Annotated in this window: 11 protein-coding genes; 6 read left to right on the plus strand and 5 right to left on the minus strand. The window is 69.0% G+C overall.

Annotated features, from left to right (window positions below; all coding sequences use genetic code 11):
• Positions 1-33: 33 nt before the first annotated feature.
• Positions 34-1752, minus strand: a complete 1719-nt coding sequence (locus JK358_RS22475) for a SulP family inorganic anion transporter (protein ID WP_201949881.1) — start codon at positions 1750-1752, stop codon at positions 34-36.
• A 400-nt stretch (positions 1753-2152) separates the two neighbouring features.
• Here JK358_RS22475 and JK358_RS22480 point away from each other — a divergent pair, with 400 nt between their 5' ends.
• Both JK358_RS22480 and JK358_RS22485 read left to right on the plus strand, forming a co-directional pair.
• Positions 2153-2599 carry an SRPBCC family protein gene (locus JK358_RS22480; RefSeq protein ID WP_201949882.1) on the plus strand — a complete coding sequence of 149 codons (447 nt, stop codon included), beginning with the start codon at positions 2153-2155 and terminating at the stop codon, positions 2597-2599.
• Positions 2600-2620: 21 nt separating this feature from the next.
• The gene (locus JK358_RS22485; protein WP_201949884.1) at positions 2621-3787 is read left to right on the plus strand and encodes a hypothetical protein; all 1167 of its coding nucleotides are present in this window, start codon (positions 2621-2623) and stop codon (positions 3785-3787) included.
• Here the strand turns inward: JK358_RS22485 and meaB are convergent.
• From meaB to JK358_RS22500, 3 genes are all read right to left on the minus strand, one after another.
• Positions 3784-4809 (minus strand): methylmalonyl Co-A mutase-associated GTPase MeaB, encoded by a 1026-nt coding sequence (gene meaB / locus JK358_RS22490; protein WP_201950258.1) that lies wholly within the window; start codon positions 4807-4809, stop codon positions 3784-3786. The genes JK358_RS22485 and meaB overlap by 4 nt on opposite strands.
• Positions 4810-5006: 197 nt before the next feature.
• Positions 5007-7259 carry a methylmalonyl-CoA mutase gene (gene scpA, locus JK358_RS22495; protein WP_201949887.1) on the minus strand — a complete coding sequence of 751 codons (2253 nt, stop codon included), beginning with the start codon at positions 7257-7259 and terminating at the stop codon, positions 5007-5009.
• A gap of 70 nt (positions 7260-7329) precedes the next feature.
• Positions 7330-9195, minus strand: a complete 1866-nt coding sequence (locus JK358_RS22500; RefSeq protein ID WP_201949890.1) for a methylmalonyl-CoA mutase family protein — start codon at positions 9193-9195, stop codon at positions 7330-7332.
• Between the two features lie 254 nt (positions 9196-9449).
• Here JK358_RS22500 and JK358_RS22505 point away from each other — a divergent pair, with 254 nt between their 5' ends.
• From JK358_RS22505 to JK358_RS22520, 4 genes are all read left to right on the plus strand, one after another.
• A complete protein-coding gene (locus JK358_RS22505) occupies positions 9450-10151 on the plus strand; it encodes a TVP38/TMEM64 family protein (RefSeq protein WP_307817676.1) in 702 nt (233 codons plus the stop codon).
• A gap of 103 nt (positions 10152-10254) precedes the next feature.
• Positions 10255-11169 carry an ABC transporter permease gene (locus JK358_RS22510; RefSeq protein WP_372440697.1) on the plus strand — a complete coding sequence of 305 codons (915 nt, stop codon included), beginning with the start codon at positions 10255-10257 and terminating at the stop codon, positions 11167-11169.
• The gene (locus JK358_RS22515) at positions 11166-12224 is read left to right on the plus strand and encodes a taurine ABC transporter substrate-binding protein (RefSeq protein ID WP_307817677.1); all 1059 of its coding nucleotides are present in this window, start codon (positions 11166-11168) and stop codon (positions 12222-12224) included. The genes JK358_RS22510 and JK358_RS22515 overlap by 4 nt, the downstream gene beginning before the upstream one ends.
• Complete coding sequence (locus tag JK358_RS22520; RefSeq protein ID WP_201949893.1) at positions 12221-13012, plus strand: ABC transporter ATP-binding protein; 792 nt, start codon at positions 12221-12223, stop codon at positions 13010-13012. Before JK358_RS22515 ends, JK358_RS22520 begins: the two co-directional genes overlap by 4 nt.
• On the opposite strand, the gene JK358_RS22525 is transcribed toward JK358_RS22520, so the two are convergent.
• Positions 13000-13962 (minus strand): pyridoxamine 5'-phosphate oxidase family protein, encoded by a 963-nt coding sequence (locus tag JK358_RS22525; RefSeq protein ID WP_201949894.1) that lies wholly within the window; start codon positions 13960-13962, stop codon positions 13000-13002. The two genes, JK358_RS22520 and JK358_RS22525, sit on opposite strands and share 13 nt — an antisense overlap.
• Between the last annotated feature and the right edge of the window lie 63 nt (positions 13963-14025).

The raw sequence follows: 14025 nt of genomic DNA on the forward strand, positions 1-14025 counted from the left end.
ATTATCCCGGATATCGGTGCTGGTCGCGAGGATTCAGTACTGCGGACGATCATCCGGTACGTCCGCGCCGGTCTCGCCTTCGAAGGCGGCGAGGGCGGTGGGCAGGGTCGGGTAGAGGCGGTGCTCGCCGATCTGCTCGGTCAGGCCGAAGGCGTCCAGGGCTTCGCGCAGATCCTGTTTGACCCGCGCCATGGCGAAAACCACTCCGCGTGACTCCATTTCAGCGCGCAGCTGGGCGACGGCATCCAGAGCGGTGAGGTCCACTTCGACATTCGCCTCGGCATTGAGGACGAACCATCGCACGGGAGCTCCGTCGTCCGACTGCTCGACCGACAGGAGCGCGCGTCGACGGAAATCTTCCGCGTTGGCGAAGCAGAGCGGAGCGTCGTAACGGTAGATCACCAGTCCGGGAACGAGTTTCGCGTTCGGGTAGTCGTCTACATCATGCATACCCGCCAGTCCGGGAACAAACCCCTGGATGGCGTCGTGGGCGCGGGCGACCCGGCGCAGCAGGTCCAGGATCGACAATCCGATGGCGATGAGCACGCCGTTGAGCACACCGAAGGCGAGGACGGCGACGGTGGTGCTCAGGGCCAGCACGAGCTCACTGCGCCGGAATCGCGCGATGCGGCGGAACTCCTTGACGTCGATCAACCGCAGGGCGGCGTAGACCACCAGCGCACCCAGCGCGGCGGTCGGAAAAGCCGCGAGGATCCCGCGCGCGCCGAACAGCACGATCAGCACCGCGACCAGCGTGACCACCGAATACAGCTGGGTGCGCGCACCCGACACATCGGCGATGGTGGTGCGGCTGCCGCTGCAGCTCACCGGAAAGCCGTGCGACACACCGGCGGCCAGATTGGTCGCGCCCAGCGCCCCGAGTTCGCGATTGGCGTCGACCTGGGTGCCGTGCCGGGTGGCGAATGCGCGTCCGGTGAGGGCGTTGTCGGAGAAGGCCACCAGCGCGATGCCGACGGCGGGCAGCAGCAACCGCACCAGATCCTCGCCCGCCACCGAACTGATACCGGGCACCGGCAGCCCCGACGGGATGGTGCCGACGACGTGAATTCCGTACTGCTGCAGCGAGAACACCGAGACGGCCAGGGTGGCGGCCAGCACCGCCGGCAGTGTCGCGGGCAATTTCGGCACCAGCCAGGCGAGCAGGAGCAGCCCGAGGAGCGTCACCGCCGCGAGCACGGTGGTGGGCCAGTGCCATTCGTCGATCCGGTCCGCGAAGGAGCGCAGCTGGCTGGGGATGGTCTCGCCGTCCACGGGCACACCGGTGAGTTTGCCCAGCTGGCTGGCGATCATGATCCCGGCGGTTCCGGCCAGATAGCCCACCAGCACCGGCTTCGACAGCAGATCGGCGAGCACCCCGAGCCGCGCCACCGCCGCGAGCACGCAGATCACGCCGACCAGCAGGGCGAGGACGGCGGCCAGCGCCGCGTACCGACCGGGATCACCGGCCGCCAGCGGGGCCAGCGCGACCGCGGTCATGAGCGCCGTCGTCGATTCCGGCCCCACCGACAACTGCCGCGAGGTGCCGAGGAAGACGTAGACGGCCAGCGGCCCGAGCACCGCCCACAAACCGACCACAGGGGGCAGCCCGGCCACGGTCGCATAGGCCATGACCTGCGGAATCAGATAGGCGGCGACGGTGATTCCGGCGAGTGCGTCCGAGCGCAGCCAATCCGGCCGGTAGCCGCGGAACTGCGCGAGCCCCGGAAGCAGGCGCACCGCACGGGTTCTCATCGGATCACGCTACCGCGTAGCCACACCCGGCATCGGCTCCGCGCCGACGCCCGTCACCCGCCGCCGGGGTCAGGGCCGTAACGACATGGGCGGCAACACACCCCATCTGCTCATGTACATCAGGATCACGGTCATCGCCCGTGCTGCGACATCCCACCCCATGGCCACCATCTCCTCCGGGCCGCGTGTAGAGATTCGAGCCGTCCGCTGGGGTACGGACCGGCTCACGTCAACCGATCGCGTCACATACCGTCTCTGCGGGATGGGGTACCCCACGGTACGCCGGGCCAACCGACCAGAACGTATGAACGGGAATCCCGCCACCGATCGGTGACAATCAGTACTATGGACTGTAGTAGAGCGGCACGACCAGCCGGTTCGCCGCTCGGAGGGGACAATCATGCAGACCATCACCGTCGAACGCGTCATCGCCGCCCCGCCCGCCGCCGTCTTCGACTGGCTGGCGAACGCGCAGAACTATCCGCGCTCCCGGGTCGTGCTGCGAAACCGCCTGGCGCGCAAGGGCACCGACGCACCGTACGGCCGCGACGCGGTACGGGTCCTGACCTGGGTGATCGGCTGGTTCCGCGAACGCATCACCAGCTACAACCCACCGCACGATTTCGGCTACCTGGTCGAACGCAGCTTCCCGCCGTCCCGGCACGAGGGCGGCGCGCTCACCTTCACCGAGGTCGACGGCGGCACCCGCGTGACCTGGACGACCACCGGGCAGATCGCCGCGCCGTTCGCCGCCGACACGCTCACCAGGCTGCTCATGAAACCGGTGGTCACCTTCGCGTTCGGCGGTGTGCTCGCGGCCGCGGACCGTGAACTATCGAATCGTTAGTGCATCCTCTACCGTGTGCTCATGGTTTCGCGTGGGCTGACGGTGATGAGTGTGCTGGCGTCGGCCGGGGTGGGAGCCGCGCTGCTGACCGGCGTCGCGGACGCCGATACCGGAAGCAGCGGGTCGTGCTCGTGGGGACAGGAACTCTCGCCGCGCACGCTGGACCAGTTCAATGTCGCGTTCCCGGATTCGGCGGCCTCGTACTGGATCCTGCCGTACGAGGTCGGCCCGGATACGAGCATCACTGTCACAGGGACTTTCCCGGACGCGCGCTACATGTCGTTCAATACCTACGACCGGACCCTGAGCAATTTCAGTGCGGGCGGACTGGATTCGGCGCTGCCCGACTCCCGGATCGTCCGGGACGCGGGCGGCGACACCTTCACGGTCACCGTCCGGCCGGATGCGCAAGCGGGACAGGCCAATACACTGCCGCTCGCGCCTTCGGGCGTCACCGGCGGCATCGGCTTCCTGATCTATCGCGTCTACCTGCCGGAGGGCGGCCCGGAGGCCGTGGCACTCCCGTCGGTGACGCTCAACGGCAAGGGAGCCACGCGGACGCTCGGCTCGTGCGTCGGCGGTCCGACGAATGGGGCGATCACCGCCGCGCTCGATGCGATCCCGCAGGTCGGACTCCCCCGCAATCCGACGAGTGCGTTCACCAGGGTCACCGGCGCGGGCTTCTTCCCCAATGGTGACATCGCCTATCTGGCGGCGGGAGTGACCCGGCCCGCCGACGGCCGGGTGATCGTGGTCCGCGGCAAGGCGCCCGCGGTCCCGTCACCCGATATGCGCTACTTCTCGCTCTGCTCCGAGCTGGCCGTGCTGCCCGGCCCGGTCGTGCGCAATACGCTGCCCGACGGCTCGGTGGATGTCGGCTGCCGCGACGACACCCAGACCGCACTCGATGCCTCGGGCAACTACACCTACGTCGTCGCCGACGAGTCGCAACGCGCGGCCGTCGAGGCGATTCCGGGCGCGACCTTCGTACCGTGGTCGCTGGAACATCCGGAGACGAAGCATCTGCTGTTGTTCCGGAACATGCTGCCCGCCGGCGACTTCGCCCCCGCGATCCAGAACGTCGCCCCCGACAGCGGCCCGGCACATGCCGAGGCGCTGATGGGGGCGTACTACCCGCGCACCGCCGAATGCTCGCTCGGCGACCTCGCCGTGGGAGCGTGCCGCTAGCGGGCGTCGAAGGCGCGCAGGATCTCCTCGGCCGCCAGGGCCGGGGTGAGGGAGCCGTCGCGGACCTGCTTCTCCACCTGGGAGCGCAACGATTTCACGTTCGGGTTGTCGGTGAGACGGCGAAGCAGGTTGTCGTGCACCATGGTCCAGGTCCAGTCGACCTGCTGACGGCGGCGCTTCTCGGCGAATTCGCCCGCCTCGGTGAGCACCTGCCGGTGGGTGAGCACCGTATCCCAGAACTTGTCCAGCCCTTGACCGTTCAGGCCGCTCATGGTGAGAACCGGTGGATGCCACAGGGACTCACGCGGATGGATCAGACGCATCGCGCCGGAGAGTTCGCGGGCGGCGGCCTTGGCCTCCAGTTCGTGCTTGCCGTCGGCCTTGTTCACCGCGACCAGGTCGGCCAGTTCCAGGACGCCCTTCTTGATGCCCTGCAGCTGATCGCCGGTGCGGGCGAGGGTGAGGAAGCAGAAGACGTCGACCATATTCGCGACGGTGACCTCGGATTGGCCGACGCCCACGGTCTCCACGAGGATCACGTCGTACCCGGCGGCCTCCATCAGGACGATGGTTTCGCGGGTCGCCTTGGCCACGCCGCCGAGCGTGCCCGCGGTGGGTGACGGGCGGATGTAGGCGTCGCGCTGCACCGACAGCCGCGCCATGCGGGTCTTGTCGCCGAGGATGGAACCGCCGGTGCGCGTGGAGGACGGATCGACCGCCAGCACCGCCACCCGATGGCCCTCGCCGATCAGGTACATGCCCAGCGCGTCGATGAAGGTCGACTTCCCGACACCCGGAACACCGGTGATACCAACACGATTGGACACCACCCGCTCCGCGTCGGGGGTGAGTTTCAGCAGCAGCTGCTGGGCCAGATCGCGGTGGTCGGCGCGGGTGGATTCGACGAGGGTGATGGCGCGGGCCAACGCGGCCCGCTGACCGTCGCGCACCCGCTCGGCGAGGTCGTCGACGTCGATCCGGCGTACAGCCGCGGACTTCGGCGCAGCCGCTCCCCCGCTCACCGCCGTGGATTCACCGCTCACCGAGCCACCGCTCTCCGCAGCCGGACCCCCGGCCGGTGGGCCACTACCCACCGCCCGAGCTCCCGAGCCGCCGCTCTCCGCGCCGGGCCGGGAACGGTTGCCCGGCAACCCGACTCCTGCGGTGGTGCCGAGCCGAGGGTGGATCGCGCCGCCCTCGGCTGCCCATGGCGCGTCGCTCATTCGGCCGCGCCAGTGCCGATCTCGTGGCCGAGAGACGCTCCCAGCTTCTTGATGAGATCGATGGCGGCGTCGGCGATGACGGTGCCGGGCGGGAAGATCGCCGCGGCCCCGGCCTCGCGCAGTTCGTCGAAATCACCGGGCGGGATGACGCCGCCGACGATGACCATGATGTCGGGACGCCCGACATCGGCCAGCGCCTGCCGCAGGGCGGGCACCAGCGTGAGATGGCCAGCGGCCAGCGACGAGACGCCGACGATGTGCACGTCGTTGTCCGCCGCCTGCTGCGCCACCTCTTCGGGAGTCTGGAACAGCGGGCCCACGTCGACGTCCATGCCGAGGTCGGCGAAGGCGGTGGCGATCACCTTCTGGCCGCGGTCGTGGCCGTCCTGGCCCATCTTGGCGACCAGGATGCGGGGGCGGCGGCCCTCGGCCTCGGCGAACGCCTCGACCAGGGAGATGGCCCTGCTGATATTGGTCACCTTGCCGGCCTCCTCACGGTAAACGCCGGAGAGCGTACGGATTTCGGCCTGATGGCGGCCGTAGACCTTCTCCAGCGCGTCGGAGATCTCACCGACGGTGGCCTTGGCGCGCGCGGCGTTGATGGCCAGGGCGAGCAGGTTGTTCTCCATGCCGCCCTCGGAGGAGCTTGCGGCGCGGGTCAGTTCGGCCAGCGCCCGCTCCACCTCGGCCGTATCGCGCTCCGCGCGCAGCTTCACCAGCTTGGCGTTCTGCTCGGCGCGCACGCGCGAGTTCTCGACCTTGAGCACCTCGATCGGGGTGTCTTCCTCGACCTGGTACTTGTTGACGCCGATCACGGGCTGCTGCCCGGTGTCGATGCGCGCCTGGGTGCGCGCGGCGGCCTCTTCGATGCGCAGCTTCGGAATGCCCTCCGAAATCGCCTGTGCCATACCGCCGTGCGCCTCGATCTCGGCGATGTGGGCACGGGCGCGCTCGGCCAGCTGATGGGTGAGCCACTCGACGTAGTACGAGCCGCCCCACGGGTCGGCGGGCCGAGTCGTGTTGGACTCCTGCTGGATCAGCAGCTGGGTGTTGCGGGCGATGCGGGCGGAGAAGTCCGTCGGCAGCGCCAGCGCCTCGTCGAGTGCGTTGGTGTGCAGCGACTGGGTGTGGCCCTGGGTGGCGGCCATGGCCTCCACACACGTGCGCGCCACATTGTTGAATACGTCCTGCGCGGTCAGCGACCAGCCGGAGGTCTGCGAATGTGTGCGCAGGGCAAGCGATTTCGCGCTCTTGGGCTCGAACTTGGCGACCAGCTCGCTCCACAGCAGGCGGCCGGCGCGCAGCTTGGCGACCTCCATGAAGAAGTTCATGCCGATGGCCCAGAAGAACGACAGGCGCGGCGCGAACTTGTCGACCTCCATACCCGCGTCGATACCGGCCTTGATGTACTCCACGCCGTCGGCGAGGGTGTAGGCCAGCTCCAGATCGGCGGTGGCACCGGCCTCCTGGATGTGGTAGCCGGAGATGGAGATGGAGTTGAACTTCGGCATCTTCGCGGAGGTGAAGGCGAAGATGTCGGAGATGATCCGCATCGAGGGCTTGGGCGGGTAGATGTAGGTGTTGCGGACCATGAACTCTTTCAGAATGTCGTTCTGAATGGTTCCGGCCAGCTGCTCGGGCTTGACGCCCTGCTCCTCGGCGGCGACGACGTAGAGCGCCAGGATGGGCAGCACCGCGCCGTTCATGGTCATGGAGACCGAGACCTGGTCCAGCGGAATGTGATCGAACAGTTCCCGCATGTCCAGGATGGAGTCGATGGCCACACCGGCCATGCCGACGTCGCCGGTCACGCGCGGGTGGTCCGAGTCGTAGCCGCGGTGGGTGGCCAGGTCGAAGGCGACCGACAGACCCTTCTGACCCGACTGCAGGTTGCGGCGGTAGAAGGCGTTCGAGTCCGCGGCGGTGGAGAAGCCCGCGTACTGGCGGATCGTCCACGGCTGGTTCACGTACATGGTCGGGTACGGACCGCGCACGAACGGCGCGATACCCGGCACGCTGTCGAGCGGATAGCCTTCGGCCACAATGGCATCGCGGTCGGCCTTGGTGAAAACCGGTGCGACGTCGATACCTTCGGGGGTGGCCCAGTTCAGCTGCTCGGGCGCGTAGTTGTTGGCCGCGGCGGCTTCGGCGACGAAGGACTCCACCGTGGTGGTCTCGGCGCTCGCCTCGACCGGTTCGCCCAGTGGGATCTCGGCGAAATTGCCGATCTGATGCTTGATGTCGCTCATCACTGTGTCCTCTCCGCACGACCGGGGCCCTGCGTGGTTACGCTTCGCTGCCGCCTCCGGGCCTGACCGTTCATGCGGGGGCTCCCAGCTTTTCGAGCAGGCCGGACAGGGCCGCCACCGCGTCCATCCGCGCTGTCACGAAACCGTCCGGACGCTGCGCGCCGGTGAGGTCCGCGACCGCCTTCTCCGGTCCCGCCAGCAGCACGGTGGTGACACCCGCCGCGCGCAGGGCCTCGGTCGCCGCACCGGCTTCCGCGCCGTAGCGGGCGTCGGAACCACACAGGACGGCGAGCGCGACACCGGATTCGGTTGCCGCCGCGCCGATTCCGGCGAGGTCGACCGCTCCCGGGTTGACGGTTTCGATACCGCCCGAGTTGAGCAGGTTGGCGGTGAAGGTGACACGCACATTGTGCTCCGCCACCGGTCCCAGCGGCACCAGCAGGGCCTTGGGGCGCGCGTCGTTAGCGGCCAGATAGGCGTCCGAACGGTTGCGCAGGGCTTCGAAGGCCGCGCCGTAGGCATTGGCCGAGCTGCGCGCGCGAGCCTGCTCCGACAGCGGCTTCTCGCCCAGGTTCGGGAACTCGTTCACGCCCGTGACCGCCAGCTTACGATGCGCCACATCGGAATCGCGCGTGGTCTTGGTCTCGCCGATGCGTTCGGCGAGCAGACCGGACTGCAGCGCGGCCAGGTAGCCGCCCGCCTTCTCGATCTCCTGCATGAACTCCCACGCCTTGGCGGCGAGTTCATCGGTGAGCGATTCCACATACCAGGAACCCGCGCCCGGATCCTGCACGAAGCCCAGGTGTGATTCCTCGAGCAGCAGCAGCTGGGTATTGCGGGCCATACGCTCGGAGAACGCCTTGGACACGTCGAGTTCGCCTGCGGGCAGGGCATTGTCGAACGGCAGCACGGTGACGGTATCCGCGCCGCCGACGCCCGCGCCGAAGGCGGCGAGGGTGGTGCGCAGCATGTTCACCCACGGGTCACGCTGGGTCATCATGGCCGGGGAGGTGACCGCCAGCTGCGGGGCATTGCCGAAGGCGGGCGCGCCGCACACCTGCGCCACCCGGGCCCAGAGACGCCGGGCCGCACGGAACTTGGCGATGGTGGCGAACTGGTCGTCGGTGGCGGCGAGCCGGAATTCCAGCTGGCCCAGCGCATCCGCGATATCCGCGCCCGCGTCGGTGAGCGCGCGCAGGTATTCGAGACCGGCGGCCACGGCCGCACCGAGCTCCTGGGCGTCGGAGGCGCCGTGACTGTGGAAGGCCACGCCGCACACCACGATCGCGCGCACCGTCTCCGGGCGGGCCACCGCCTGCTGGGCCAGCGCGATCGCGCTGTCCAGATCGACGGAGTCGGATCCGGCGAACAGACTGGTGAGCGGGGTCGCGCCCAGCTGCACCCGAATGTCCTTGCGGTTGGCGGCCGCGTAGCCGTCGAGCACCGAGAAGACCTGGGCGGCAGCCTCGTTCGCGTCCTTACCCGCCTCGATCGTGAGCGGGGCCAGGTCGAACAGCAGACCGGCCAGGGCGGCGGGGATCTGCGCCACCGGCACGCCGCGCTCGCCCACGGCCAGCCACAGCGCGCTCACGCCGTTCTCCAGCGCGAACAGAATGTTCTGGTTGACCTCGGCGGCCTCGGGACCGCCGAACTTCTGGCTGACGAACCAGCCGCGATGCACGTCACGGGTGGCGTCACCGCCGCGCACGAACGGGAAAGCGCCCGGCAGCGGCTGCTCGGGCAGCTCGTCACGACGCGTGTAGAGCGGATTGACGGTCAACCCGTCATAGGTCTTGACCGCGAGCAGCTTCTCCGGTTCGTCCGGCAGTTCGGACACATCCACCTTGCGGGCCTTGGCCAGCACCCCGGCGACACCCTTGCGCCAGGCGGCATACTCGGGCACCGAATCGGTGTCCGAGTCTGAAGCAATCGGCATGCTGCTGTTCCTTCTCCCACCCACCAACCGCTTGGTCCGTTTGCAGTGCATTTGCACAGCTCAGCGACCTATTCGGTTAACGAGCATTCCTTGTCTTTCCCCTGATGCTAGCGGGCACTCCCCGATCGCTTCCGCCGAGCATGCACTACCGGCCGGTAACTTGGCAACGCGCCAACAAGCGGGTAAGCCCCCGCACCTCCGCACGACAACCCGCGTGTCGTCGGCGAACACGACACGGCCGGTACCCTGACTCGGTGCCGAACACCCTCCGGATCCGACTGCGCCGACTCCTCGAGCCGCGCACCCTCGCGCTCATCCTCGGCGTCGCAGGGTTGTTCGTGGCCGCCGCGCTCATCCCGCACCCCACCGCCGGCCAGATCCGCGACTGGGCCGATTCCGTCGGCCCCCTGCTGCCCCTGGTGTTTTTCGCACTGCACACCGTCGTCTGCGTCGCCCCCTTTCCCCGCACCATCTTCACCCTCAGCGCGGGCATGCTCTTCGGTCCCGCCCTCGGCCTCACCATCGCCATCGGCGCCACCACGCTCAGCGCCGTGCTGGCCCTGCTCCTGGTCCGCGCCCTGGACCGCGACCACGTCGCCGCCCGCCTCACCCACCCCGCCGTTCAAGCAGTCGACGCCCGCCTGGCGCGCCGCGGCTGGCTCGCGGTCGGCTCCCTGCGCCTCATCTTCTTCGCGCCGTTCTCCGTCGTGAACTATTGCGCCGGACTGTCTTCCGTACGCCTGTGGCCGTACCTGGCAGCCACCTTCCTCGGCATCATCCCCGGCACCATCGGCACCGTGCTCCTGGGCAACGCGCTCACCGGCACCGCATCCACGGGCCAGTGGATCATCACCGGCAGCTGTCTGGCGGTCGGCCTGCTCGGCCTCGCCGTCGACGCCCGCATGCCGGTGGCCGACAGCGAACCGGTGCGCGAGCCGGTATTCGAATCACGCTGATCCAGTAGGTGTTCGCGCCCCTCGCGCGCGGTGATGATCTCCCCGGATGGTTCCGGCTCGGGCCATTGCGGAGGAGATCGACGCCGAGAGGAGTGGTGCACGGGTGACGCGGACATCGACCGTCGCGGTGCCGGACACCGGGATCGGTGGCGGCAGTGCGGATATCGGTGCGGCCGCCCGGAGCGGGCGGCGGTGGCGTCCCGGAGCCGGGGCGGGGCGGCTGCGCGGGGTGGCCGTGCGGGTGGCATCGCTGCTGGTGTTCGTGGCGGTGTGGTGGGCGGTCAGCGCCGCCGGGCTGGTGGACGCGCGATTCCTGCCGGGGCCGGGCGCGGTGTGGGAGGCGTTCGTGCGGGCCAACTCCTGGCATGAGATCGCGCCCGGGGTGCCGCGGGAGGTGCGCGGAGAGCAGAACTACTTCCTGTGGGAGCATCTGGTCGCGAGCCTGCAGCGGATCGCCGTCGGCGCGGGGGCGGCCGTAGCGCTCGGGCCGCCGGTGGGTTTCGTGCTCGGCACGTCGCGGACGGTGAGCGCCATCGTGGAACCGTTCCTCAATTTTCTGCGGATGCTGCCGCCGCTCGGGTACATCGGGCTGCTCATCGTGTGGTTCGGAATCGGGGACACCTCCAAGGTTTGGCTGTTGTTCCTGGCCGCCTTTCCGCCCGTGGTGATCGCGACCATCAGTGGGGTGCAGGGGGTTTCGGCGGATCGGGTCAATGCGGCGCGCTCGCTGGGGGCGAATCGACGGCAGGTGATCACGCGGGTGCTGCTGCCCGCGACCCTGCCGGACGTCATCGGGGGCGTTCGGGTGGCTGTCGGATTCGCGTGGACCACGGTGGTCGCGGCCGAACTCAACAACGGGATACCCGGGATCGGCGGGCTCGCCTATGTGGCGGGCCAGCGGCTGGATACGCCGCTGACCATGGCCTGCGTCATCGTCATCGGGATCACCGCACTCGTATTGGACGCGGTGATCAAGTGGGCCGGCGAGGTCGCCGTGCCCTGGAAAGGAAAAGCGTGAAGCGCACATTCGTGGCAGTGGCGACGGCCGCCGCAATGACGGTGGCCCTGGCGGGCTGCGTGGAGTCGGGGCGCGAGGATCAGTCCCGGGCGACCGGGGAAACCGTGGCATGCCCGGTGGCGGTGGACGAGACCTACACCGGCACAGTGCGGATCGGGTATCAGGACATTCCCAATGGGGATTTGATCGTCAAGGACACCGGGGTGCTGCGAACCTGCCTACCGAACGCGAACATCACGTGGAGCAGGTTCGCGTCCGGGGCGACGGTGATTCAGGCGTTCGGGGCGAACTCGCTCGATCTCGGACTGCTCGGGAGTGCCGCTGCGGCACGGGCGATTTCGGCTCCGCTGCATCTGGACCTGAAGGTGGTGTGGGTGCACGATGTGATCGGGGCGGCGGAATCGCTGGTGGTGAAGGATCCGGCGATCACCTCGGTGGCGGGGTTGCGCGGCAAGAAGATCGCGGTGCCGTTCGCCAGCACCTCGCACTACAGTCTGCTGGGCGCATTGCAGGCGGCCGGCATCGACCGTGAGGTGACGCTGGTGAATCTGCAGCCCGACGCGATCCTGGGCGCGTGGCGGGACAGCGGGATCGACGCGGCGTTCATCTGGGAGCCGACACTGTCGGAGCTCACACGGAACGGGCATGTGGTGACCACCGCGGCCGATACCGCGAAGGCGGGTAAGCCGACCTTCGATCTGGCGGGTGCGCGCGCCGACTTCGTCGCCGCCAATCCGACGTTCTTCGAAGTATGGACGGCCGTACAGAATTGGGCGGTGCGGCAGCTGTCGAGTGATCCGGAGGGCGCTGCCACCCATATCGCCGCACAGCTGGGCATCCCGGTGACGGAGGTGCGCAAGCAGCTGGCCGGATACGTGTTCGTGGATGCCGCCGCGCAGGCCGGTACCGCGTATCTGGGCCGGCAACTCGGCGCGGATCTGCAGAGTTCGGCGCAGTTCCTGTTGAGCCAGGGTGAGGTGCAGGGGCTGGCCGCACCCGAGAAGTACACCGGCGCACCGTATGCCGAGGCCGCGACGGTGGCGGGCGGCCGGTGACCGCGGTGGCGGGAGGGCTCGACCGGGTCGTCCTGACGGGTGTGTCGAAAACCTATGACACCGCTTCCGGTACGGCGGTGGCGCTCTCGTCCACCGATCTGGTCATCGAGCCGGGCGAGTTCGTGAGCATCGTCGGCCCGTCCGGCTGCGGGAAGACCACCCTGCTGCACCTGCTGGGTGGATTCCTGGAACCCAGCGGCGGCGCACTGCGGGTCGGTGCGGACCCGATCGCCGGGCCCGGTCCCGACCGCGGTGTCGTGTTCCAGGCCCCCACGTTGTATCCGTGGCTGTCGGTGCGCGGCAATATCGAGTTCGGGCCGAAATGCCGTGGCGTGGAACGCAAGACGCGCCGCACAGAATCCGACCGGCTGCTCCGGCTGGTCGGGCTGGCGGATTCCGGCGACAAGCGGCCGTACGAACTCTCCGGCGGCATGCAGCAGCGCGCACAGATCGCCCGCGTGCTGGCGAACGATCCGCGCATCATCCTCATGGACGAGCCGTTCGGCGCACTGGACGCCCTCACCCGGGAGAGGCTGCAGGTCGAACTGCTGCGCCTGTGGCGGGAATCCGGGAAAACCATTGTGTTCGTGACGCATTCGGTGGCGGAGGCGGTGTTCCTGTCCACCCGGGTGCTGGTGATGAGTGCCCGCCCCGGCCGTGTCATCGTCGACCGTCGCATCGCGCTGCCCGGTGACGCACCCGACCGGGTCCGCGACCTCGCCGTCACCGCCACGCCCGAGTTCCAGGTGGTGAAAGCCGAACTGGCGCAGGCGATCTACAACGCCTGATCCGCGCGCAGGGAATCCAGCAGACCCTGCTCGGTGGCCTGCTTCAGGCCGCGCCGCGCCATGAACCCGTTGCCGAGCAGCAGCAGCGTCTTGTTCGGGGGCGCGACGAAACCGGCGCGGGTATGCGGCGCGTACAGGGCGTCGCGTCCGGTGACCTCGACCCAGCCGGTGTGCTGACGGGTTTCGAGACCGACCAGCGCGGGCCGATAGGAGTGCGAGAGCAGGCCCGCGCGCCGCCCGCCCTCCGGCGCGGATTTCGGAAGGACCAACCGCAGGCCCTCGGGCGTCGCCCCGGACACGCTCACCGGGAGTACCGCGGGAAACCCGTCGTCCTGACCGTAGGCCAGCAGGTGATGCGGCAGCTTCGCCGCCTGTCTGCCCGCCCGCCCGGCATCCACGCGCGGACCCGTCCCCTTGGCCGGCGGGAACTGCGGCGCGGCATCCTTGGCGGGCAGCGGCTCGCCGTAGACCTCCCGCTCGCTGTTCGCACCCAGGTTGTGCCAGACGACGACGCGATGCACGGCCACGGTGACCAGCACGCGGTCCGCGTAGTAGGCGCTGAGCCAGCGATCCCAGAACGGGCCGCGCCGGGGCGCACCGAGATACGGTGTGGCCTGCTCGCCGATCCGGTCCAGCGTGGCCCGATCCGGCTGCGCATCGAAGGTCGCGGTGCCCTGCACCAGCACGTAGCGGCGATTCAGCGGATCGCCCAGACCGTGCTCGCGGGCGTGGAAGGCCAACGCCACCTTCGGGTTCCGCTTGATCCGCTCCAATTTCTTCCCGAACCCGAGCGAGGTGGTGAAGCCCACCGTGCCGAGTGCGCGGTCGCGCAATCCGATGGGCGCGACGGCTGTCACCACCGCCCCACCGGCGGGCGTGCCGTAGGCGAGGGCGGCGGTCAGGTCGCCGCCGAGGATCTCATCGACCTCGTCGGGCCAGGTCACTGTCATAGTTCGGAGTGTAGGAACGGCCCGCCGCGCCAGCGTCATGTTCGGATCATCGCCCGATAATTC

It is taken from the genome of Nocardia acididurans (assembly GCF_016741815.1).
Taxonomy (GTDB): Bacteria; Actinomycetota; Actinomycetes; order Mycobacteriales; family Mycobacteriaceae; genus Nocardia; species Nocardia acididurans.